The 22,786-nt window shown below is 48.3% G+C and carries 21 protein-coding genes; 17 read left to right on the forward strand and 4 right to left on the reverse strand.

All coding sequences use genetic code 11. The features are described from left to right. Positions 1–23: 23 nt before the first annotated feature. Positions 24–2,915, reverse strand: a complete 2,892-nt coding sequence (locus HMPREF9370_RS10500) for an Rne/Rng family ribonuclease (RefSeq protein WP_009117489.1) — start codon at positions 2,913–2,915, stop codon at positions 24–26. 645 nt (positions 2,916–3,560) lie between these two features. Between HMPREF9370_RS10500 and HMPREF9370_RS10505 the strand changes: the two genes are divergently transcribed. After that, positions 3,561–4,547, forward strand: coding sequence for an RluA family pseudouridine synthase (locus HMPREF9370_RS10505; protein ID WP_009117492.1), 987 nt, complete (start codon positions 3,561–3,563; stop codon positions 4,545–4,547). Positions 4,548–4,625: 78 nt separating this feature from the next. On the opposite strand, the gene HMPREF9370_RS10510 is transcribed toward HMPREF9370_RS10505, so the two are convergent. Beyond that, positions 4,626–4,976: a hypothetical protein gene (locus tag HMPREF9370_RS10510; protein ID WP_040667193.1), complete on the reverse strand. Its 351-nt coding sequence runs from the start codon at positions 4,974–4,976 to the stop codon at positions 4,626–4,628. A gap of 36 nt (positions 4,977–5,012) precedes the next feature. Further along, the gene (locus tag HMPREF9370_RS10515) at positions 5,013–5,249 is read right to left on the reverse strand and encodes a hypothetical protein (protein ID WP_156793003.1); all 237 of its coding nucleotides are present in this window, start codon (positions 5,247–5,249) and stop codon (positions 5,013–5,015) included. A 44-nt stretch (positions 5,250–5,293) separates the two neighbouring features. On the opposite strand from HMPREF9370_RS10515, the gene HMPREF9370_RS10520 reads away from it, so the two are divergent. Both HMPREF9370_RS10520 and HMPREF9370_RS10525 read left to right on the forward strand, forming a co-directional pair. Then, the gene (locus tag HMPREF9370_RS10520; protein WP_009117495.1) at positions 5,294–5,944 is read left to right on the forward strand and encodes an HAD-IA family hydrolase; all 651 of its coding nucleotides are present in this window, start codon (positions 5,294–5,296) and stop codon (positions 5,942–5,944) included. Between the two features lie 69 nt (positions 5,945–6,013). Then, the gene (locus HMPREF9370_RS10525; RefSeq protein WP_009117496.1) at positions 6,014–7,015 is read left to right on the forward strand and encodes a S49 family peptidase; all 1,002 of its coding nucleotides are present in this window, start codon (positions 6,014–6,016) and stop codon (positions 7,013–7,015) included. A 91-nt stretch (positions 7,016–7,106) separates the two neighbouring features. On the opposite strand, the gene rnhB is transcribed toward HMPREF9370_RS10525, so the two are convergent. Next, positions 7,107–7,697 carry a ribonuclease HII gene (rnhB, locus tag HMPREF9370_RS10530; RefSeq protein ID WP_009117497.1) on the reverse strand — a complete coding sequence of 197 codons (591 nt, stop codon included), beginning with the start codon at positions 7,695–7,697 and terminating at the stop codon, positions 7,107–7,109. A gap of 253 nt (positions 7,698–7,950) precedes the next feature. On the opposite strand from rnhB, the gene pyrH reads away from it, so the two are divergent. The 14 genes from pyrH (at position 7,951) to lpxB (ending at position 22,490) form a co-directional block, all read left to right on the forward strand. Continuing rightward, complete coding sequence (pyrH, locus tag HMPREF9370_RS10535) at positions 7,951–8,670, forward strand: UMP kinase (RefSeq protein WP_009117498.1); 720 nt, start codon at positions 7,951–7,953, stop codon at positions 8,668–8,670. Positions 8,671–8,896: 226 nt separating this feature from the next. Further along, on the forward strand, positions 8,897–9,877 hold the full coding sequence (locus tag HMPREF9370_RS10540) for a DUF4424 family protein (protein WP_009117499.1): 981 nt from the start codon (positions 8,897–8,899) through the stop codon (positions 9,875–9,877). A gap of 138 nt (positions 9,878–10,015) precedes the next feature. Beyond that, complete coding sequence (gene frr, locus HMPREF9370_RS10545; RefSeq protein ID WP_009117500.1) at positions 10,016–10,573, forward strand: ribosome recycling factor; 558 nt, start codon at positions 10,016–10,018, stop codon at positions 10,571–10,573. Between the two features lie 52 nt (positions 10,574–10,625). Beyond that, positions 10,626–11,372 carry an undecaprenyl pyrophosphate synthase gene (gene uppS, locus HMPREF9370_RS10550; RefSeq protein WP_009117501.1) on the forward strand — a complete coding sequence of 249 codons (747 nt, stop codon included), beginning with the start codon at positions 10,626–10,628 and terminating at the stop codon, positions 11,370–11,372. Next, positions 11,373–12,170 (forward strand): phosphatidate cytidylyltransferase, encoded by a 798-nt coding sequence (locus HMPREF9370_RS10555; protein WP_040667194.1) that lies wholly within the window; start codon positions 11,373–11,375, stop codon positions 12,168–12,170. Positions 12,171–12,288: 118 nt separating this feature from the next. After that, positions 12,289–13,476: a 1-deoxy-D-xylulose-5-phosphate reductoisomerase gene (gene ispC, locus HMPREF9370_RS10560; protein WP_040667196.1), complete on the forward strand. Its 1,188-nt coding sequence runs from the start codon at positions 12,289–12,291 to the stop codon at positions 13,474–13,476. Between the two features lie 9 nt (positions 13,477–13,485). Further along, positions 13,486–14,829, forward strand: coding sequence for an RIP metalloprotease RseP (gene rseP / locus HMPREF9370_RS10565; RefSeq protein WP_009117504.1), 1,344 nt, complete (start codon positions 13,486–13,488; stop codon positions 14,827–14,829). A gap of 5 nt (positions 14,830–14,834) precedes the next feature. Next, positions 14,835–17,249, forward strand: coding sequence for an outer membrane protein assembly factor BamA (gene bamA, locus HMPREF9370_RS10570; protein ID WP_009117505.1), 2,415 nt, complete (start codon positions 14,835–14,837; stop codon positions 17,247–17,249). A 41-nt stretch (positions 17,250–17,290) separates the two neighbouring features. Continuing rightward, positions 17,291–17,788 (forward strand): OmpH/Skp family outer membrane protein, encoded by a 498-nt coding sequence (locus HMPREF9370_RS10575; protein WP_370992371.1) that lies wholly within the window; start codon positions 17,291–17,293, stop codon positions 17,786–17,788. Between the two features lie 103 nt (positions 17,789–17,891). Further along, positions 17,892–18,932 (forward strand): UDP-3-O-(3-hydroxymyristoyl)glucosamine N-acyltransferase, encoded by a 1,041-nt coding sequence (lpxD, locus tag HMPREF9370_RS10580; RefSeq protein ID WP_009117507.1) that lies wholly within the window; start codon positions 17,892–17,894, stop codon positions 18,930–18,932. Between the two features lie 48 nt (positions 18,933–18,980). Beyond that, positions 18,981–19,439 carry a 3-hydroxyacyl-ACP dehydratase FabZ gene (gene fabZ, locus HMPREF9370_RS10585; protein ID WP_009117508.1) on the forward strand — a complete coding sequence of 153 codons (459 nt, stop codon included), beginning with the start codon at positions 18,981–18,983 and terminating at the stop codon, positions 19,437–19,439. A gap of 61 nt (positions 19,440–19,500) precedes the next feature. Then, entirely contained in the window at positions 19,501–20,277 is a 777-nt protein-coding gene (lpxA, locus tag HMPREF9370_RS10590; RefSeq protein ID WP_009117509.1) for an acyl-ACP--UDP-N-acetylglucosamine O-acyltransferase, read from the forward strand. A 323-nt stretch (positions 20,278–20,600) separates the two neighbouring features. Further along, a complete protein-coding gene (locus tag HMPREF9370_RS10595) occupies positions 20,601–21,263 on the forward strand; it encodes an acetyltransferase (RefSeq protein WP_009117510.1) in 663 nt (220 codons plus the stop codon). A gap of 57 nt (positions 21,264–21,320) precedes the next feature. Beyond that, positions 21,321–22,490 carry a lipid-A-disaccharide synthase gene (gene lpxB, locus HMPREF9370_RS10600; protein WP_040667666.1) on the forward strand — a complete coding sequence of 390 codons (1,170 nt, stop codon included), beginning with the start codon at positions 21,321–21,323 and terminating at the stop codon, positions 22,488–22,490. The last annotated feature ends 296 nt before the right edge of the window (positions 22,491–22,786 follow it).

Here is a 22,786-nt window from a genome sequence, read left to right on the forward strand (position 1 = left end):
AGGCATTCCATATCATATCTCAGTTAAGAAGAAGTGGTTTCCACTTGCTGTAAAGGTTCGCCGGCTTCCGAATCCTGCACGGCAGGGCGCGGAACATCGGAGCGGCGGCGGCCTTTCGGCAGCTCGGGCTGTTCGGCTTGCGCAGCGGCGGCCAGAGCAGAATTATCGGTTTGCACCAACACCAAACCGCCTAAGTCCACTTCGGGCTTTTTGCTCTTCGGTGCAGCCGCTTTCCGCTTCGGTTTCGCAGGCGTATCCTGCTTGGGTTTGGGCTGTTCAGCTTGCGGCGCGGTTTCTTCCGCCTCCACTTCCACCTCTCCCACAATCATACGGACTGCTTCTTTTACTTTGGCACTGCTTTCCGCAATGATAGCAGCTTCCTTATCTTCCTCTGTTGCAAACAAAGCAGCAACAGGCGCAGGCATAGGTGCGTCTACCACAGGTTCGGGAATCGTAATCACCAACGGAGCGTTTGCGGCTTCATCCTCAAAACCTTTCACCGACACCACCACAGGCGCAGCTTTATTCTCGCCGAACACATGAGCCACTGCATCGCGTACACGGTCGCCGATGGCCGGAATCATCAGGTTACGTTCGATTTTCTCGGCAGAAGGAATATTGCGTTTTTTCTCGCCGCGCCCGCCGCGCCGATCATTTGAACGGTTACGCTCGTTTCGCTCGCGATTGCTGCGGCGGTTTTTTTCGGCATTTTCGGATTTTGCAGCCTGCTCGGCTTTATTGCCTTTACCCGATTTGGCTGGTTTTTCTGACACCGCTTTTTCCTCCGGCACCTGGTCAACCGCATCCACTGGCGTAACATTGGCTGATTCTATCGGCACCAAAGCCTGAGCCGCCGGCACCACATCTTCGTTGCTATGCTCTTTCCGGTTGCGGCGGCGGTTGCTTTGCTGCTCGTTTTGAACAGCTTTCACATTGTCCTCACCGGTAGACTCACGCGCTTCTTTCCGCTCTTTACGATTATCGCGACGCTCGTGATTGCGCTCTTCCTGACGGTTGCTTTGGCGGCGGCTTTGCGTTTGCTTCACTTGCTCTTGCGCATTTACCGCCTCTTCGCGGTTTTTCTCACCACCCTCCGCATCTAAATTGGCAGCGGCGCTACGGCCTGTATTACGCCGGTTACCGCCACGGCGGCCGCTATGGCGGTTGCTTTTCATATTGCGTCGGGTATTGCCGCTTTTACGCTGCGGTTCGGGCTTGGCTTCTTCTTTCTTGCCGCCGCTGAACAGGCCTTTAAACCAAGATTTAAAGTTATCCCACCAGGAATCTTTTTTCTCTTCAATCACAGGCGCGGGCTGGTCGTGGCGCACGCCTTTTACCGCCGGCTCCACACGCGCGGCTTTGGTTGCCTTGTTAGAAGAAAACGGCACGGTATCTTCTTTTTCCGGTTCTGCCACGCGCTTATAACTCGGTGCCGCATCTTCATCTACATCATCAATCCGTACGCGGGTTACTTCATAATGCGGGTTTTCCAAATGGATATTCGGAATCAGCATTACCGACACGTCCAAACGCTCTTCCATACCAAACAGTTCAGCACGTTTTTCATTCAACAGGAAGGTCGCCACATCCACCGGCACTTGCGCATGCACTTCACCCGTGTTGTCTTTCATCGCCTCTTCCTGAATGATGCGCAACACATGCAGCGCGGTCGATTCGATGCCGCGGATAACGCCCGTACCCGCGCAGCGCGGGCAAGCAATATGGCTGCTTTCGCCCAAAGCGGGTTTCAAGCGCTGGCGGGAAAGCTCCAGCAGGCCGAAACGGGAAAGTTTGCCCATTTGCACACGGGCGCGGTCTTTTTTCAAGGCATCACGCAACACGTTTTCCACATCACGCTGATGCTTGGGGTTTTCCATGTCGATAAAGTCGATTACCACCAAGCCGCCTAAGTCACGCAAACGCATCTGGCGCGCCACTTCTTCCGCCGCTTCCATATTGGTTTTAAACGCCGTGTCTTCAATATCGGCGCCGCGTGTAGCGCGGGCAGAGTTCACATCAATCGAAACCAGTGCTTCGGTGTGGTCGATAACAATCGCGCCGCCGCCGGGCAGGCTCACGCTGCGTGAAAACGCGCTTTCAATCTGATGCTCGATTTGGAAACGGGAAAACAGCGGCGTGTGGTCTTGGTAAAGCTTTAAGCGGCCGACATTGCTCGGCATCACATAGCTCATGAATTCCGAAACCTGATCATGCACTTCCTGATTATCCACCAGAATTTCGCCGATGTCGGGTCGGAAATAGTCGCGGATGGCGCGTATCAGCAGCGAGCTTTCCATAAAGAGCAGATACGGCTCTTGATGCGCTTTGCCCGCTTCTTCAATCGCCTGCCACAATTGCAGCAGATAATTGAAATCCCATTGCAATTCTTCAACGCTTCTGCCGATGCCTGCCGTGCGGGCGATCAGGCTCATGCCGCGCGGCACGTCCAATTCCGCCATTGCCGCTTTCAACTCTTGGCGCTCGTCACCCTCGATGCGGCGCGACACGCCGCCGCCGCGCGGATTGTTCGGCATCAAAACCAAATAGCGGCCTGCAAGGCTGATGAAAGTGGTTAAGGCCGCGCCTTTATTGCCGCGCTCGTCTTTTTCCACCTGCACGATAACTTGCATGCCTTCTTTGAGCACATCTTGGATGCGCGCACGGCCGCCTTCGTAGTCTTGGAAATAAGAACGGGAAACTTCTTTGAACGGGAGAAAGCCGTGGCGGTCGGTACCGTAATCAACGAAACAGGCCTCCAGCGACGGTTCGATGCGGGTAATCACACCCTTATAGATATTGCCTTTACGCTGCTCTTTACCCAGCGTTTCGATGTCCAGATCCAGTAGGGTTTGTCCATCAACAATTGCTACGCGCAACTCTTCGGCTTGCGTAGCATTGAACAACATGCGTTTCATTTTATTATAACCTCTTGGTTTTAAATATTTTTAAAACCCATAAGGCACCATACGAAGCGCGTAACCAGTATTTAGACTTCTGCTTCCGCAAGCAATCATGCCTGTCTGAAAAATATAAGGCCGGTGGTTTGCATGGTTTGCTCAAACGGCGGCGGCATGTGCGGAATATTAATTTAAAGAAGGAACAATAAAGAACGATTGTCGTGCCGTTTATGCACGCCGACCGGGCAGAAACCCGGTATTTTTACAGTGCCGTTGCGGGATAAATCCAACCAACAACAACACTCCGAATAGAGCCATCAACTTCTTAAATTATCGTTTGAACGGTTTTCCACCCGAAGCTGCGTTATGTTTAACGTCTTACGGCTGTAGCGGCTGCCTATTCAAACCTAAAGTCAAACTTAATTACTGTATCCGGCTTGGCGGGCTTGGCGGCAAGCCGGAAGAAATGCTTTGTAGAGTGCGTTTTTAATATAAAATAGCCCACCAAACCCTAATCAAACTGATTTTTTATCGTTCGGCACGCCTCTGCTCGATCTGCTTCACGAAGCTTGAGGACCAGCCGTTGCAATAATGATTTACAGGTTTGGTATCAATCAATTAACTTGCCTGTTTTAAGAGCAAGCCTGCGGATTATATTAGAAAATGCCTGCAATTAGCAAAGACTTAGTCAACCATTTGAATATTTCCGAAAACGATGCGGGGCAACGCCTTGATAACTTTCTGTTTAAAGTTTTAAAAGGCGTGCCCAAGAGCCATGTTTTACGCATTATCCGCGCCGGCGAAGTGCGTTTGAACAAGAAGCGCTGCAAGCCTTCCGACCGTATCGAAACAGGCGATATTCTGCGCATTCCGCCGGTGCGCACGGCTGAAAAACAGGTCCGGCCTGCGCAAACCGTGCCGGCACGCGAGTTTGACATGGTTTATGAAGACGATGCCATGCTGGTGATCAACAAGCCTTCCGGAGTGGCGGTTCACGGCGGCAGCGGCGTAAGTTTCGGCGTGATTGAGCAAATCCGTCGCGCCCGACCGGAAGCACGCTATCTCGAGTTGGCTCACCGTTTGGATAAAGACACAAGCGGCTTATTGATGATTGCCAAAAAGCGCAGCGCACTGGTCAAGCTGCACGAAGCCATCCGCAACGACCATCCGAAAAAAGTTTATCTCGCGCTGGGCGTAGGCAGGCTGCCGAACGATAAATGCCATGTCAAGCTACCGCTGTTCAAGTATACCGGCGCGCAGGGCGAAAAGATGGTGCGCGTGAGCGAAGACGGCCAATCCGCCCACACCATCTTGCGCGTGCTCAACCGTTTTTCAGGCGCAACGCTGCACCAGATAGGCCTGTCTGAACTGACTTTGGTGGAAGCCACTTTAAAAACCGGCCGCACCCATCAAATCCGTGTGCATATGCAGTCGCAACACTGCCCCATTGCCGGAGACGAGCGCTACGGCGACTATCAGGCCAACAAACGCCTACAGAAGCTGGGCTTGAAAAGAATGTTTCTGCACGCCGCAGAACTGCACCTCAACCATCCGCTGAGCGGAGAGAAACTGCTGCTTAAGGCGGAATTGCCGAAGGAACTTCAGCAATTCCTGATGCTACTGGGCAAGGCTGAAACTGAAAGCTGTTAAACCGCTCCCTATAAAAATGCCTGTCTGAAAAACTTTGCAGACAGGCATTTTTAGGAATCCAAACCACAGTCACAGGCTCTATTGCCAAAACAAATACAACAACCTAGCCAAAAACGCCGCTACCAACAAAGCCAATACCGCATATTCCATCCAGCGCAGAAACCGCCCAACCAAGCGGTAACACCTGCGCGGCAAATAGCAAACCGCCACCTCGAGCAGCAATCTGAATCCGAAACACAATATCGCCGCAAACAAAATCTGCTCGGCCAAACCGGTAAACCGCACACCGCCGCCGAATTTACCGGGCACCCAAATCCCTTTACCGACATACCCCCGATAAGCATAAAGCATCGCCACAGCCGCGACCGCAACATAAATCAATCTGCGCCGTAAAGACAAACGGTTTTCGGTATAGGTTGCATCCGCCACCTGAACGCTCCTGTCCCACTTGGTCAGCACAACTGTTCACAGCACAATCAACAGCGGCATACTGATAAACATAGCCAACACCAGCAACAACATTCCCATCTTCTCCCCTTGAAATATCGGAACCAATTGTCTGCTTAAAATTATAAACGACACCAATGCCTGTCTGAAACTTTTCAGACAGGCATTTCCATCCTCCGCCTGAACCGGTTGAAAACAAAAAGTATATAATACTGCCGAAAAACCATCTGACATCACCCCCGCAGGCGCAGCCAATCCGCCGCCCCTGCCCGTTTACCTACCACAACCTTACAACCGCCATGCCCCCAAAACTCATCATTTTCGACTGGGACGGCACCCTCGCCGACACCACCTTCCCCATCATCCGCACCATGCAGCACGCGTTTGCCGAATGCGATTTGGACGCACCTTCCGAGAAAGACATCCGCTCATTAATCGGCAAAAGCCTACCGGGCATTATCCATGCACTTGCACCCAACCTGCCCGCCAGCCGTCAAGAGCATATCGCCCGTGTTTACACACGCAGCCAACTCAACCCAAACAACCAAAACATGCGGCTTTTTGATGATGCCATTGCCTGTCTGAACACATTAAAAGCACAAGGTTATTGGCTCGCCGTTGCCACCGGCAAAGGCCGCAGCGGCCTAAACAAAGCCATCGCACAAACCGGCACGGCCGATTACTGGCTTGCCACCCGCTGCGCCAGCGAATGCCCGCCCAAACCCGCACCCGATATGCTTTTGGAAATCTGCGACGAATTAGGCGTGCAACCCGAAGAGGCACTGCTGGTTGGCGACACCCTGTATGATTTAGAAATGGCTGCCAATGCAAAAATCCGCGCTATCGGTATCACAACCGGTGCCCATACCCTCTCACAAATTCAGAGCGCACCACACTTAGCCATCCTCCCATGCCTGTCTGAATTACCCGATTTTCTCAATACACTTTAAAACTGAACTTTTCAGACAGGCATAAAGTCCCTACAATAACGTTACTCAATACATTGGAATATCCGTAATATGTCATACAAAATCAGCCGCGACAGCGAACCAACACCGCAAGTGGGCGACAACCCTCAAGAAAACTGGGAGCGCAACACCCTGCGCGCCGTTTTGCTTGAATCCTATAAAGAACGGCAGCGCGCACGCACTTGGCGCAATTTTTGGCGTTGCGTCTGGGCATTATTGATGGTTTCCTTTATCGCATCCATTATCGGCTCATGCAGCCCGAAAAAAGAAGGCAAAGGCATTGTCGGCACACGCGGCGAGCATACCGCCGTTATCAAACTCGACGGCATAATCAGCAGCCACTACCGCGACCAAGTCGCCATGTTGCGCGACGGGTTGGAAGCGGCCTATGCCAACTCAAACGTCAAAGGCATCATCATTCGCGCCAACAGCCCGGGCGGATCGCCCGTAGTATCCAGCTCCGCATTTAACGAAATCCGCCGCCTCAAAGCCGAACACAAAAACATTCCGGTTTACGTGGTGGCCGAAGACGTGTGCGCATCCGGCTGCTATTACATCGCTGCCGCTGCCGACAAAATCTATGCCGATCCTTCAAGCATTGTCGGCAGCATCGGCGTTATCAGCGGCAGCTTCGACTTTACTGGCTTGATGGACAAGCTCGGCGTTAAACGCCGCTTGCACACCGCCGGCAGCAACAAAGGCTTCGGCGACCCCTTCTCGCCCGAAACTCCGGAGCAAAAAGCCATTCTGGAAAAAATGCTGCAAGAAATACATCAGCAATTCATCTCAGCCGTGAAAACCGGCCGTGGTGAACGTTTGAAAGAAAAAGACTTTCCTGAAATTTTCAGCGCCCGCGTCTACACCGGCTCTGAAGCCAAAAAAATAGGCTTGATTGATGATTTCGGCAGCGTGTACAGTGTATCACGCGATGTGATTAGAGCGCCGAAACTGGTGGATTACACGCCGGATGAAGATTTCAATCTGCTGCTCAGCCGCCATTTAGGCTCGGAAATTGCCGGCAAGATTGAACAAACTATTGATCAAATCTGGTAAAGATTACCTATATAGCAATTAAATATGCCTGTCTGAAAACATTTTCAGACAGGCATATTATTTACCGCCCGGCCAATCACACAATGCGACCTTACTCGAATAACTTCCCCTGCACCAGCAAAGCCTTAACCGGTGCAAAATCGCAACGATGCTCCGGCAGCACACCGTATTGCCGCAAAGCTGCCAAGTGCGCTGCCGTGCCGTAGCCTTTGTGGCGCTCAAACCCATATTGCGGATAGCATTCCGCCAGAGCATACATCTCCGCATCGCGCGCCGTTTTGGCAAGCACCGAAGCTGCCGAAATCTGAATGATTTTGCTGTCACCCTTCACCACCGATTCCGCAGAAACACCGAAATCCTTAGGAACACGGTTCCCGTCAACCATCACATGCTCCGGCTGCACACACAGCCCCTGTACAGCACGCTTCATCGCCAGCATGGTTGCATGCAGAATATTCAGACAGGCAATTTCCTGCACACTTGCCGACGCCACACACCAAGCCACCGCCTGTTCCTTAATCAGCACAGCCAGCTCGTTCCGCTTTTTCTCAGTCAGCTTTTTTGAATCAGTCAGCCCTGCCAATTGATAATCCGTCGGCAATATCACGGCGGCAGCAAAAACACTGCCCACCAAAGGCCCTCTGCCCGCCTCGTCCACACCGGCTATCAACTTTTGCATCATGATTTACTCTGCTTATAGAAAACAGTCATTGTAAAGCCTCATGCTGCCCAAGCCAAATCAGGTTTGCCAATATAAAACTTAATATTGCCTACCACTTTGCCTCACATTTTATGAAAGTTTAATTTTCACAGCCCTAACAGTGGGAGAACAAAGCAAAAATCCCAACCTAAACCACTAAAAAAACGCAGCCTTTCCAGCTTGAAAAGCGTATAATGTCGGCGTTTGAATTCCAAAAGCATAGAGAGATACCCCCATGACCCAAACAACCAAATACAAACGCGTACTGCTGAAACTCTCTGGCGAAGCCCTGATGGGCAACGATCCGTTCGGCATCAACCGCGATACCATCATGCAAATTGTCAGCCAAATCAAAGAAATCACCGACATGGGCGTGCAAGTCGGCGTAGTTGTCGGCGGCGGCAATATTTTCCGCGGCGTATCCGCCCAAGCAGGCAGCATGGACCGCGCCACCGCAGACTACATGGGCATGATGGCAACCGTGATGAACGCTTTGGCATTGAAAGATGCTTTCGAATCACTGGGCGTAAAAGCCCGCGTACAATCCGCACTCTCCATGCAGCAAATCGCCGAAACCTACGCGCGCCCGAAAGCCATCCAATATTTGGAAGAAGGCAAAGTGGTGATTTTCGCCGCAGGTACCGGCAACCCGTTCTTTACTACCGACACGGCAGCTGCCCTGCGCGGCGCAGAAATGAACTGCGACATCATGATGAAAGCCACCAACGTCGACGGCGTTTACAATGCCGACCCGAAAAAAGACCCTTCCGCCGTGCGCTACCAAACCCTCACATTTGACGAAGCACTAATTAAAAACCTGAAAGTAATGGATGCCACCGCATTCGCCCTGTGCCGCGAACGCAAACTGAACATCGTGGTATTCGGTATCAGCAAAGAAGGCGCCCTCAAACGCGTTATCCTCGGCGAAGACGAAGGCACCTTGGTTCATAATTAACTGCCGGCCGGTTACATAACGGTGGGATTTCATACCGAACTGCAACTTATAAAGCAGTACGCATGAATGATGAAATTTCACACCAACAAACCATAAAGAGCGTGTCGTCAGATGCATACGGCACGCTCTAAGCTTACACGACAACATTTTGATTCATTTAAATTAAAATAGACGATATCCACCATACGCGCCCAACAGATATTTACAATTACAAACAGGAAATACCATGAGGATACGCCTGCTGCTTACCGTATCGCTGCTGACACCGCTCATTGCACAAGCTAACGACAGTTCCGGCTTTATCGGCACCGGCGGCATTGAATATCTGAAAAACCCGTATATCAAGATGCTGAGTGAAGATTTATACATCAGCAAACAGCAAATCCGCGTGGCTTATCAGTTCAAAAATCAAAGCCAACAGGATATCCACGAAACCATACTGTTTCCACTGCCAATATTGGAACGCTTTTACGATAGTGATTTTGCCGATACGGCCGCACTGGTTAAAAGCTTTAAAGTTCAAGTTAACGGCCAAAATTTACAGCCCGACATCCATGTGCGCGCTTTCATGTATCCACATACCCCGCAAAGCACCGAAACCGGCAAACCGGTGGATGTGACCGAATCACTGAAAAAATGCGGCTTCAGCGATGCGGAATTGATGGCTCCCTGGACTGAACAACACCCCAACCGGCAACTATACGAAAAACTAAGCCGGTGCAATAATCCGAAAATACGCAAATTAACAGCTGCCCGCAATCCGCAAGAAGACATCTCCGAAGCTTCCCCATGGGCCTCGCAAATCATCTACAGCTGGCGGCAAACTTTTAAAGCAGGTTCCATAACCGAGGTTAAGCACCAGTACACGCCGCTGGTAGGCAACAGCATTCACTTCGATGCACTGAAAAATAAAGAAAATACTTTTTATACCACCTACTGTATTGATGACAATTTCCGCCGTAAAATGAAAACAAGCGGAAAAAATTATCCGGCTCATCGCGCATTAAGCTATATACTGACTACCGGTGCCAACTGGGCTGGGCCTATCGGTACGTTTACACTCACCATCGAACGTGATTCCAACGAATTGGTATCATTATGCTGGGATAAATCACTGAAAAAAGTCGGCACGAACCATTTTCGCGCCGTCAAACATAATTTCATCCCCACACGGGATTTAGACATTATATTTGCCGAAGGCATCTAACCGCGGCTAGAATAAGCCGATTGCACCAAAACTGCCGGATATATAACCACGCAGCCGACCCCTGTCCTATATCCGGCCCATCCATCCACCCCGGCCTTGCGGTTGGGCAAACTTAAGCATTTTTAAAGAGAACCCTATATGATTAATGACATTCAAAAAAGCGCCGAAAGCAAAATGCAGAAATCTTTGGAAGTATTGAAAGACAATTTAGCTAAAGTGCGCACGGGCCGCGCTCATACCGGCCTGCTCGACCAAGTGGACGTTGAATATTACGGCAGCCCCGTACCTGTAAGCCAAGTAGCCAATGTTACCCTGCTCGACGCGCGCACCATCGGCGTGAAAGTATACGAAAGCAATATGGCTGCCGCAGTAGAAAAGGCCATCCGCGATTCCAACCTCGGCCTGAACCCTGCCGCCATGGGCGATGTCATCCGCGTACCCATGCCCATGCTCACGGAAGAGCGCCGCAAAGATTTGATTAAAGTTGTGCGCAGTGAAGTGGAAGAAGGCCGCGTTGCCATTCGAAATGTCCGCCGTGATGCCAATACCGAAATCAAAAACCTTCTGAAAGAAAAAGAAATTTCAGAAGACGAAGCACGCCGCGCCGAAGAAGCCATTCAAAAGCTGACCGACAAATACATCGCCGAAACCGATAAAATGCTCGCAGCCAAAGAAGAAGACTTAATGGCTGTTTAAGCCGCTTAATCCCGGCCCGTTTTCAGACAGGCCTGCCTGAAGGAGCGACACCGTGAAGAGCAGCACCCAAACCATTCTGGAATATACTCAGATTCCCCGCCACATCGCCATCATTATGGATGGTAACGGCCGCTGGGCAAAAAAGCGTCTGCTGCCCCGGGTGATGGGGCACCAGCGGGGGCTTAAGGCTTTAGAAAACCTATGTAAAGAATGCGCCCGTCTGGGTGTTCAATATCTGACCGTTTTCGCTTTTTCCACCGAAAATTGGCGCAGGCCAGAAGAAGAAGTGTCTTTCCTGATGGGTTTGTTTTTGCAGGCATTGAAGAAAAAAGTTCAAAAAATGCACAAACACGGCTTGCGTCTGAAAGTGATTGGGGAGCGCAGCCACTTCAATACCGAAATCCGTCAAGGCATTGAAGAAGCGGAAGCGCTTACCGCAGGCAACACCGGCCTCACGCTGGTTGTAGCCGCCGATTACGGCGGCCGCTGGGATATTCTTCAGGCAGCCAACAAAGCCTTAAAAGCAGGCAAAACCGAACTGACCGAAGCCGACCTAGCCGAGCATCTGATGCTGGCGGAAGCACCCGAACCGGATTTATTCATCCGAACAGGCGGTGAAACACGCATCAGCAACTTCCTGCTTTGGCAAATGGCTTACGCCGAATTTTATTTTACCGACACATTATGGCCGGATTTCGATACAGCGGCATTCAACGAAGCCATCGCATCATTTCAAAAACGTGAGCGCCGCTTCGGCCGCACATCCGAACAATTGCCGGCAGACCAGCAACGGAATTAAATCATGTTACAACGCATTCTTACCGCGTTAGTATTGCTGCCCTTAATGCTGGGCATGCTGTTTTATGCACCAAACGGTCTTTGGGCTTTTTTCTGCAGCTTAATCGCTCTGATTGCCTTATGGGAATACAGCCGTTTATGTAAAATGGAATATCAGCAGAAAATGCCCTATCTGGCAGGAACAGCTTTATTCATGCTGCTTGCCCACACAGGCGGATGGCAGCTCCCCGCGCTTGCCTGGTGGCTGGTTTTGGGCTTCTGGCTACTGGTGATGCCTTTGTGGCTTAAAAATAAATGGTCCTTGCCTAATGATTGGAAAGGCCTGACTGTTGGCTGGATGCTGATGCTGCCATTCTGGTTTGCCCTAGTCGGCTTACGCCCCGAACCTGAATCTGCACTGCCGCTTTTAGCAATTATGGGCCTAGTTTGGGTTGCCGATTCTTTTGCCTATTTTGTAGGCAGAGCATACGGCAAACGCAAAATCGCTCCCTCAATCAGCCCGGGCAAAAGCTGGGAAGGTGCCGCAGGCGGTATGTTATGCGCCGTAATTTATATGTTGCTGGTACGCAGTGCCGGCTGGCTCGGATTTGAAACCACATGGCTTGGAGCTGCGTGTATCGCCGCTATTCTGACCATTGTCAGCATTTGCGGAGACTTACTGGAAAGCTGGCTCAAACGTGCCGCCGGTGTAAAAGACAGCAGCAATCTACTACCCGGCCATGGCGGCGTATTCGATCGGACAGACTCATTACTCGCCGTATTGAGCGTTTATGCAGCCATTAATTTCCTGTTTGCCTAACACTTCTTTTCAGACAAGCATTCTATTTGTCCCCACAATGCCTGTCTGAACGACATAACAAATAAAGACCATATCAGATTAAGCATCATCGTAAATGCCTGTCTGAAAACGAACCAACATCATGAAACAAACTCTAACCATACTTGGTGCAACCGGCAGCATCGGCGTCAATACGCTCGACGTGATTGCCCGGCACCCTGAAAAATTCGAAGTTTTTGCACTTGCAGGCCATCGCCAGGTCAACAAACTGGCAGAACAATGCCGCACTTTCCGCCCCAAGTTTGCCGTAGTAGCGGATGAGGCCTGCGCCCAAGAGTTAAATGCCTGTCTGAAAGCAAGCAATACAGCCACTGAGGTACTATTCGGCCAACAGGCATTGATTGATGTTGCCACAGCAGAGGAAGTAACCGGCGTAATGGCCGCCATTGTCGGCGCAGCCGGCCTACCACCCACTTTAGCGGCTGCCGAAAAAGGCAAAACCATTTATCTGGCCAACAAAGAAACCTTGGTTGTTTCCGGAGCGCTCTTTATGGAAACCGCCGCAAAATCGGGAGCAAAAGTGCTGCCGATTGATAGCGAACACAACGCCATTTACCAAGTTTTGCCCGAACATTACACAGATAATCCGCACGAACACGGAATTCAGTCTATTATTCTGACCGCCTCCGGCGGCCCTTTCCTTGAGACTGATTTAAACACGTTTGATAACATCACCCCTGCCCAAGCCATAAAACACCCCAACTGGAGCATGGGTAAAAAAATATCGGTTGATTCAGCCAGCATGATGAATAAAGGGCTGGAGCTAATTGAAGCACATTGGTTGTTTCGCTGCCCGCCGGAGAAACTGGAAGTGGTTATCCACCCACAAAGCGTCATTCACAGCATGGTGCGCTATCTTGACGGATCGGTTTTGGCACAAATGGGCACCCCTGACATGCGTACCCCGATTGCCTATTGTTTAGGTCTGCCAATTCGCATTGATGCAGGTGTTAAGCCATTAGATTTCAATACCTTAAATGGATTAACATTTAAAACACCGGATTTTAACCGCTTTCCCTGTCTTAAATTGGCCTACCAAGCCATGCAAGCATGCGGTAACGCACCTTGTGTGTTGAATGCAGCCAATGAAATCGCCGTCGATGCTTTTTTGGCAGAAAAAATCCGTTTTACAGACATCGCCCGCGTGGTCGCACATTGCTTGGAACAAAACTTTTCCAATGATGGCAAAAGTCTTGAGAGCCTCTTGGCCCAAGACACACAAACCCGCGCCGAGGCAACACAGTTTATTGCGGCAATGAGCCGTTAGGAGTTTGATTTGCTGACCATTATTGCCTTTTTAGCGGCAATCCTGCTATTAGTAAGCCTTCACGAATTCGGCCATTATTTTGTTGCTCGCCGATGTGGCGTAAAAGTATTACGTTTCAGCGTAGGCTTCGGCAAACCGTTCTATACCAAACGGATTGGCGATACCGAATGGTGCCTTGCACCGATTCCATTGGGCGGCTATGTTAAAATGGTCGACACCCGAGAAGGCGATGTTGCAGAAAAAGATTTGCCCTATGCTTTTGATAAGCAACATCCCGCCAAACGTATTGCCATTGTTGCAGCAGGCCCGATTACCAATTTATTACTGGCCGTTTTGCTTTTTGGCCTCAGTTTTTCTTTCGGTGTAACCGAAGTCAAACCTTTTATCGGTACCGTAGAAAAGAACAGCATTGCTGACAAATCAGGCTTTCGTGAAGGTGATTTGGTTTTAAGCGTTAATGGTGAAACCGTTACAGATTGGACTGATGCCCGTACGAAAATCACACTGAATCTAGATGCCGGAAAAGTTGATGTACAGGTAGTTGACAGCCAAAATCAACCTGCACTACGTCAGATTAACATTGCCGGCACCCCTGAAGCTTCCCTCGCTGCCAAGCGCAACGGCTATATCGGTTTAGATGCATTTAAACGTTCCAATCTAATAGAGGAAGTCAAAGCAAACAGCGCTGCTGATAAAGCCGGCTTAAAAAAAGGTGACCGCATTATTTCAGTTGACGGTAAAATGACACCCTCATGGCAAGACTGGAGCTCAATCATACGTAACAGCCCGGGGCAAAAACTGATGCTTGGTGTTGTGCGCAACGGGCAAAACATACAAATAGCAATACGCCCTGAGTCACAAGCAACGCGCGACCGTAACCGCCTGGTGGGCCTAATTGGCGTTTCTTCGGGTATTGATAAAGCTTGGGAGAAAAAAATCAGCCGAGAATATACGCCTTCAGTCGGTCAGGCTTTTAAAATGGGCTGGGATAAAACAGTAGAATTTTCAACTTTAACCGTACAATTTTTCGGCAAGCTGCTGACAGGCCAAGCTTCTATTAACCATATTTCCGGCCCTTTAACCATTGCTGATGTAGCTGGGAAAACAGCCGCCATCAGCGCGCAGGCTTATTTAGAATTTTTAGCCCTGGTAAGTGTTAGCCTGGGTGTATTGAATTTAATGCCGGTTCCCGTTCTTGACGGCGGCCACTTAGTGTTTTATACCCTCGAATGGCTACGTGGCAAACCTTTGAGTGAACGCTTGCAAATGATAGGCATACGCTTCGGCATCGCTGCTATGTTGATGCTGATGCTTTTGGCTTTCTTTAACGATATTACCCGTCTGTTTGGATAGAGTTTATGAAACTGAAAAAGATTACCGCTGCTTTAGTATTGATGGGCCTTGCTCCGCTGGCCTTGGCTGATTTCACCATTAGAGATATCCGCATCGAAGGCTTGCAAAGTACCGAGCCGGTAACCGTGTTTTCTTATCTGCCTGTAAAAGTGGGCGATACGTTTACTGATGCACGCGGTGAAGAAATTATTAAAGAACTGTATGCAACCGGCTTCTTCGATGACGTTCGCGTTGAAACGATGGGCGACCAAGTCCTACTTACGGTAGTTGAACGTCCGACCATCAGCGAATTAACCATTACCGGCGCAAAATCCCTGCCAGCTGATTCTCTTAAGAAAAACTTGTCGTCTTTTGGGCTGGGTCAATCCCAACCTTTCAGTCAGGCGAAGCTCAATCAAGCTGTTGCCGGCTTAAAAGAAGAATATATCAATCGTGGCAAGCAAATGGTCAATATTACCCCGACCGTTAATAAGCTGGCACGTAACCGTGTATCAATCGATCTTAAAATCGAAGAAGGCAAAACTACAAAGATTGCCGACATTCGCTTCGAAGGCAATCAGAAATATTCAGACCGCCGCTTGTTGAGACAAATGTCACTCAGCGAAGGCAGCATGTGGAGTTGGTTAACAAAAAGCAACCAATTTAACCAAGAAAAATTTAACCAAGACATGGAGCGCCTGAGCGACTTCTATCAAAACAACGGCTATTTTGATTTCCGCATTTTAGATGCGGAAGTGCAAACCGTAGAAGAAGATAAAGCCAAGCAAACCATTACGGTTAAGCTGCATGAAGGCGAACGTTACCGTTGGGGTAATGTAACCATAGAAGGCGACACCAATGAAGTCGCGAAAGAAGATTTATACAAATTGCTGAAAATGAAAGAAGGCAAATGGTATGAACGCGAACTCATGGTTCAAAGCTTACAAGATATCCAAAATGCTATGGGCAGTGCGGGCTACGCCTATAGCGAAGTGAATGTGCAGCCGCGTCCTAACCCCGAAACCGGCAAAGTTGACTTTGTTTTATTGGTTAATCCGGGTCGCAAAGTTTATGTAAACGAAATCCATATTACCGGCAATAATAAAACTCGTGATGAGGTAATCCGCCGTGAATTACGTCAACTTGAATCTGCACCTTATGACTCTTCCAAATTGCAACGTTCTAAAGAGCGTGTGGAATTATTAGGTTATTTCGATAATGTGAAATTTGACGCAAAGCCGGTAGAAGGCACACCTGACCAAGTCGACATTGATATGAGTGTAGAAGAGCGCTCAACCGGTTCATTGGATTTAAGCGCAGGCTGGGTGCAAGATACCGGATTAGTGCTTTCTTTTGGCGTGGCTCAGGACAACTTATTTGGCACAGGTAAATCCCTTTCCGCCCGTTTGTCACGCAGCAAAACCACTAAGAATGCTTCTTTATCATTTACCGATCCCTATTTCACACCTGACGGCATCAGCTTGGGCTACGATTTATACGGCAAAATTTATGACCCAAGAAAATCCGACACCACAACCCGTCAGCAATATAAAACCACTACATTCGGCGCAGGTGTCCGCACAGGCATTCCAGTTACCGAGTATGACCGAATCAACTTAGGCTTGGCACCAGAACATTTTAAAGTGAACACTTATCAGAATGCGCCGAAACGTTATCGTGATTTTGTAAAAGAATATGGCAAGCTTGATAATGAAACCACTGGTGAAGGCTCATTCAGCGGCTGGACTTTGAAAGGCACTCTGGGCTGGGGCCGCAATAAAACCGATAATGCCTTATGGCCGACCCGCGGTTATATGACAGATGTGAATCTTGAAGCAGGCCTACCCAGCGGTGATCTTCAGTATTACAGCCTAACCCACAATCAAAAATGGTTTTTCCCTTTAAATAAAAACCTTACTTTAATGTTGGGCGGCAATGTAGGCTATGCCGATGGTTATGGAAAAACTAAAGAATTGCCATTCTTTGAAAACTTCTATGGTGGCGGTTTAGGGTCGGTACGTGGCTATGAAAGCGGCACACTTGGGCCGAAAGTTTACGACCGTGAAGGCGATAAAGTCAGCTATGGTGGTGACAAAATGGTGGCCGGCACAGCCGAGCTCCTCTTTCCGTTCCCCGGTGTCAAAGACAGCCGTACGGTACGTTTAAGCCTGTTTGCCGATGCAGGTAGCGTATGGGATGGTAAAACTTATAATGACGACAGTAGTGATAGGTACCATACCAATAATACAACACAAAATGTTTATGGCTTGGGTAAAACGCATAAATCTACCTTCAAGGAAGAGCTCCGCTATTCCGCTGGCGCGGCTGTTACCTGGCTTTCTCCTTTGGGTCCGATGAAATTTAGTTATGCTTATCCGATTAAGAAAAAATCCACCGATGAGATCCAGCGTTTCCAATTCCAATTGGGTACAACATTCTAAATATAACGCAAAATTTATATAAAGGTTGATTAATGAGTAGAATTCATTCCGTTTCCCGTATTACAGCGGCTTTAGTATTAGGCTGCTGTATGGCGGGTAGTGCTTTGGCTGATGGCGTTCAGAAGCTTGGCTTTATTGATACGGAGCGAGTGTACCGCGAATCCAAACAGGCACAACGTATCCAAACCTCGCTTCAAAGCGAGTTTGCCGCGCGCCAAAACAAGTTACAAAAAATGCAGCAAGAAGGCAAAGCATTGGAAAAACGTTTATCCTCAGGCCAGATACCAGAGGCAGAACGCGAAGCGGCAGTAAAAAAACTGACTGATTTAATTCAAGAATTCCGCTTGGAACAGGCCAAGCTAACTGAAGATTACAACTTGAGTCGCAATGAAAAATTTGCAGCATTGCAGCAAAATGCCAATCGTGTCATTGTTAATTTGGCAAAAAGAGAAGGCTATGACCTAATTATTCAGGATGCTGTTTATGTAACCGGAAAATTCGATATTACCGACCAAGTTATCAAACTGCTGAATCAATAGTTTTCAGACAGGCATACTTTACTTCAGGCTTTTCATTGGATCTATTTCCAGGTTCAATGAAAAGCTGCTTTCGGTTAATCAGCTTTAATATTCAGGCGTAAACATGACATCCTATACACTATCCCAAATTGTTGCAGAGCTTGGCGGAGAATGGCGTGGCGAAGATATACCCGTTACAGGTGTACGCCCGCTTGACAGTGCCGGCTCCAACCACATAGGATTTCTTGCCAATCCAAAATATAAAGCAACCGTTGGCGAAAGTTCAGCTGGTGCCATTATTGTCAACGCCAAAGTGGCTGATGAATTCACCAACCGCAACCTGATAGTGGTTTCCGACCCTTACTTATACTTTGCCAAAATTGCCAGACTGTTCTCCCCGATTGCCAAAGCCAATAGCGGCATACATCCTACTGCCGTAGTTGAACCTTCGGCTACCGTACCTGCCAGCTGCGAAATTGGCGCACACACGTATATCGGATCGAATACTGTTTTAGGAGAAGGTTGTCGGATTCTGGCTGGTGCAGTTGTTGAACATGATTGTAAACTCGGAAATCAAGTAATCATCCACCCTAATGCTGTGATTTACCACGGTTGTACTTTGGGCAACCGTGTCGAAATCCATGGAGGCAGCGTCATTGGTGCCGACGGCTTCGGTTTGGCTTTTGCCGGCGATTCTTGGTTTAAAATTCCCCAAACCGGGGGGGTTACACTGCACGATGATGTCGAAATCGGCGCTAACAGCATGATAGACCGGGGTGCCATGACGGATACAGTGGTAGGGCGCGGTACGAAAATCGACAATCAAGTGCAAATCGGCCACAACTGCCAAATTGGCGAACACACGGTTATCGCAGCTTGTGCAGGCATTTCGGGCAGCACAAAAATCGGTTCGTATTGCATTATCGGCGGCGCCGCCATGTTTGTCGGCCATATTGAAATTGCCGATAAAACCACTATCGGTGGCGGCACGGCTGTAACACATTCGATTAAAGAGCCGGGGCATTATGCTACCTGCTATCCGATGCAAACCCACAAGGAATGGGCCCGCAACGCAGTACATATACGGCATTTAAGTGAAATGTCAAAAAAAATCAAACAACTTGAGCAAGATCTTGCTGCTCTGCAGCACACAAACAAAGCATGAAACCGGCCGCCTTTCAACAGGCCGCCCATACTTTAGGACAATAAAACAATGGAAATCAAATTACCGATTGAAGTTCGTGAAATTCAAAACTTATTACCGCACCGCTTTCCTTTTTTACTATTGGACCGCGTGATTGCAGCAGAACCCGGGAAATCACTCACAGCCATTAAAAACGTTTCTTTCAACGAATCGTTTTTCCAAGGTCACTTTCCTGAATCGCCTGTTATGCCCGGCGTATTGATTATTGAAGCCATGGCACAAGCTTGCGGTGTGTTGGCGGTACTTTCCCAAGGCAGTACCCAACGCAAAGAAGGTGAAATCACTCTTTTCGCAGGCTTGGATAATGTACGCTTCAAGCGCCAAGTTATCCCCGGAGACCAGCTGGTTTTTGAAGTCGAACTTTTGGCGCATAAACGCGGTATCGGTAAATTCAATGCCGTTGCCAAAGTAGACGGCCAACTTGCAGTAGAAGCACAGATTATGTGCGCCCAACGTATTGTTGAATAGCCGATAAACTATGCCTGTCTGAATTTTCAGACAGGCATTTCCCCCAATAAAGAAAACAGCCATGAGTTTGATTCACCCTACTGCCATTATCGATCCCAAAGCAGAGCTAGACAGCAGCGTCAAAGTTGGGCCCTACACCATTATCGGCCCCAATGTGCAAATCGGCGCCGGCACCGAAATCGGCCCGCATACGGTTATCGAAGGGCATACCACCATCGGCGAAAACAACCGGATTTTCCAATTCGCTTCACTCGGCGCACAACCTCAAGATAAAAAATACCGCGACGAGCCTACACGATTGATTATCGGCAACGGCAATACCATCCGCGAATTCACAACATTCAACACCGGCACCGTTACCGGTATAGGTGAGACCCGAATAGGTGATGACAACTGGTTGATGGCTTACGTTCACATTGCCCACGACTGTGTTATCGGCAACCATACTATTTTTGCCAATAATGCATCACTGGCCGGCCACGTTACCATTGGCGATTGGGTTATTCTCGGAGGCTACACACTCGTATTCCAATTTTGCATTATCGGCGACCATGCCATGACAGCGTTTGCCGCAGGTGTGCACAAAGACGTACCGCCCTACGTGATGGCAGCAGGCTACCGTGCCGAACCGGCAGGTCTCAATACCGAAGGCATGCGACGCCGTGGATTCACGCCAGAACAGATCGCCAATGTCAAAAATATCTACAAACTTATTTACCGCCAAGGTTTAAGTTTGGAAGAAGCCAAACAGCAAGTAATAGAGTTGAGCGATGCCGAGCTCGAGCTGCATGTATTCAAACCATTCTTTGAAAGGTCAACCAGGGGAATTGTGCGCTGACTTGGCATCATAATTGATGCCTGTCTGAAAACAAACTGATTATTTCAGACAGGCACAAACTAAAACATACATAATTTTTCTAAAAAACAATAAACTATCCATTCAGGAAAATGTCTTTGTAAAATAGGATAATGATATTAATACAATGGCTATTGGTTGATCATAAACAGTATAGATAAGCTAAAATTCCATATAACATAAATCTTTCATTAGCATCTAAATAACCGGATAACTTTCAAAAAATTATTTTGTCCGTCAGACCGTTTAAACATATCAACAACCATTCCTAGCAAACTAATAATGACAACTTAAGGATTGCCCCCATGACGGATATCTCAGCCTCCTCACCTCAAAAAAAACTGGTTATTCTTGGCGCCGGCGGACATGCTAAAGTAGTAATGGATACTGCCCTATTAATGCAGAAGTGGTCGGAAATCGTGTTTGTCGACGACTTCAACAACGGCGAAATCGAATTTATGGGTGTTCCGTTATTGGGAGACAGCAGTCTGTTAGGGAAAAGTATCCATCCCGATGAATATAATGCTGTTGTTGCGATTGGCGACAATATTGTCCGCGGCAGAATGTTCAATCTTGTGAAAAACTTGGGATTTACCCTGCCGTGTTTATGCCATCCCAGCGCCGTAATCAGCAAATTTGCTGAAATCGGCGAAGGCAGCGTATTTTTTGCCCAAGCGGTGGTGAATGCCGATGCAAAAATCGGCAAAGGTGCCATCATCAACACGACCGCCTCTGTAGATCACGACAGCGTCTTAGGTGATTTTGTCCATATCAGCCCCGGAGCACGCTTAGCCGGTAATACTCAGGTTGGCAATTTTAGCTGGATGGGAATCGGCAGTTGCACTCGGGAAGGCAGTACAATCGGCAATCATTGTATCGTTGGTGCAGGCGCTGTGGTGCTCGGTAACTTACCCGATGAAACTACAGCTATCGGTGTTCCTGCCAAAGCACTAAATGATAAAAAATAAAATAAAGGCATCATCCATTGATCTGTGTTGCCGCATTTTAAAATACAGCCCTACTTCATGACATCTACTCCTTTTACTATTGCGATGTGCGCCGGAGAAGCTTCCGGCGATCTACTTGGCGCACATCTAATCGAAGCTATTCAGCAACGTTATCCCAATACACGCTTTATCGGCATAGGCGGACCTAAAATGATGGCGCTAGGCTTTAATAGTCTTTATGAACAGGAAAAACTAGCCGTTCGAGGATTCACCGAAGTAGTCAAACGCTTGCCTGAAATTTTAAAAATCCGCAAAGGTTTAATAAAACAAATGTTGGCATTAAAGCCTGATGTTTTTGTAGGGATTGACGCCCCGGATTTTAACTTAGGCGTCGAAGCCAAACTCAAGCAGGCAGGCATTCCCACAATTCATTATGTCAGCCCTTCAGTTTGGGCATGGCGGCGTAAACGAGTCAACAAAATCGTTAAGCAAACCAATAAAGTGCTCTGCCTGTTTCCAATGGAGCCCCAACTTTATACCGAAGCCGGAGGTCAGGCTGAATTTGTCGGCCATCCGCTGGCCGAAACCATGCCAATGGAAACAAACAAAAATTCTGCGCGCGACTCATTAGGCATACCAAGGGAAATTCCGGTATTCGCATTATTACCGGGCAGCCGTGTCAGCGAAATCGATTATATGGCACCCGTTTTTTTAGAAGCAGCCCGCCTTCTGCAACAACATTACCCATTAGCCCGCTTCGTATTACCCTCTGCAACAGAAGCCACCCGTCGACGCCTGAAGCTCCTATTGGCAAAACCTGATTTCAGCCAACTTGATGTTTTAATGACTGAGGGCAATGCTACTCTGGCCGCAATTGCAGCAGATGTCGTTATCGTTACCAGCGGTACCGCCACTTTGGAAGTAGCATTGTGCAAACGACCGATGGTTATCAGTTATAAAATCTCCCCGCTTACATATGCCTATGTACGCCCTCAAATTAAAGTGCCTCATGTAGGTTTACCCAATATTCTACTCAACAAAGAAGCTGTGCCTGAACTCATGCAAGAAATGGCGAAACCTGAGTTTATTGCATTAGCGGCCTCTGATTGGTATGAATCTCCGGAGCGTATTGCATCCCTTAAAGCTGATTTTTATCATTTACACGAATTATTACGAAAAGATACAGCCAAGCTTGCTGCTGAAGCCGTGTTAAAAGAAATTCGGAGTTTAAATAATCACACTCTATAACTAAGTTGTTTTAGCGCTTGTTTGCGTTGACATGTTAATTACAATTGCAATGCCCTGCTTTGTCATTATTTTAAAGATTCTATCTAATCTCATGAAAATATTAATTATTTTTTAGCATTTTCATTTTTCGACGTATACTCACACCCTACCCAACAAAAAAAACAAACGTTACTATACATAAATAAATATTAATAATGATTATAATCATAATATATGCATATTGTTATAAGTCAAATTAATCAAAATGAATAATTTTAGATTTAAAAACTAATATTTTTTAAACTGTTGCATAAAAA

Source organism: Neisseria wadsworthii 9715, assembly GCF_000227765.1.
GTDB lineage: Bacteria > Pseudomonadota > Gammaproteobacteria > Burkholderiales > Neisseriaceae > Neisseria > Neisseria wadsworthii.

Excerpts from the sequence above, each read along its gene's own strand:
- HMPREF9370_RS10500 (WP_009117489.1), bottom strand. The coding sequence starts at position 2,915 with ATGAAACGCATGTTGTTCAATGCTACGCAAGCCGAAGAGTTGCGCGTA.
- HMPREF9370_RS10505 (WP_009117492.1), top strand. The coding sequence starts at position 3,561 with ATGCCTGCAATTAGCAAAGACTTAGTCAACCATTTGAATATTTCCGAA.
- HMPREF9370_RS10520 (WP_009117495.1), top strand. The coding sequence starts at position 5,294 with ATGCCCCCAAAACTCATCATTTTCGACTGGGACGGCACCCTCGCCGAC.
- HMPREF9370_RS10525 (WP_009117496.1), top strand. The coding sequence starts at position 6,014 with ATGTCATACAAAATCAGCCGCGACAGCGAACCAACACCGCAAGTGGGC.
- rnhB (WP_009117497.1), bottom strand. The coding sequence starts at position 7,697 with ATGATGCAAAAGTTGATAGCCGGTGTGGACGAGGCGGGCAGAGGGCCT.
- pyrH (WP_009117498.1), top strand. The coding sequence starts at position 7,951 with ATGACCCAAACAACCAAATACAAACGCGTACTGCTGAAACTCTCTGGC.
- HMPREF9370_RS10540 (WP_009117499.1), top strand. The coding sequence starts at position 8,897 with ATGAGGATACGCCTGCTGCTTACCGTATCGCTGCTGACACCGCTCATT.
- frr (WP_009117500.1), top strand. The coding sequence starts at position 10,016 with ATGATTAATGACATTCAAAAAAGCGCCGAAAGCAAAATGCAGAAATCT.
- bamA (WP_009117505.1), top strand. The coding sequence starts at position 14,835 with ATGAAACTGAAAAAGATTACCGCTGCTTTAGTATTGATGGGCCTTGCT.
- lpxD (WP_009117507.1), top strand. The coding sequence starts at position 17,892 with ATGACATCCTATACACTATCCCAAATTGTTGCAGAGCTTGGCGGAGAA.
- fabZ (WP_009117508.1), top strand. The coding sequence starts at position 18,981 with ATGGAAATCAAATTACCGATTGAAGTTCGTGAAATTCAAAACTTATTA.
- lpxA (WP_009117509.1), top strand. The coding sequence starts at position 19,501 with ATGAGTTTGATTCACCCTACTGCCATTATCGATCCCAAAGCAGAGCTA.
- HMPREF9370_RS10595 (WP_009117510.1), top strand. The coding sequence starts at position 20,601 with ATGACGGATATCTCAGCCTCCTCACCTCAAAAAAAACTGGTTATTCTT.
- lpxB (WP_040667666.1), top strand. The coding sequence starts at position 21,321 with ATGACATCTACTCCTTTTACTATTGCGATGTGCGCCGGAGAAGCTTCC.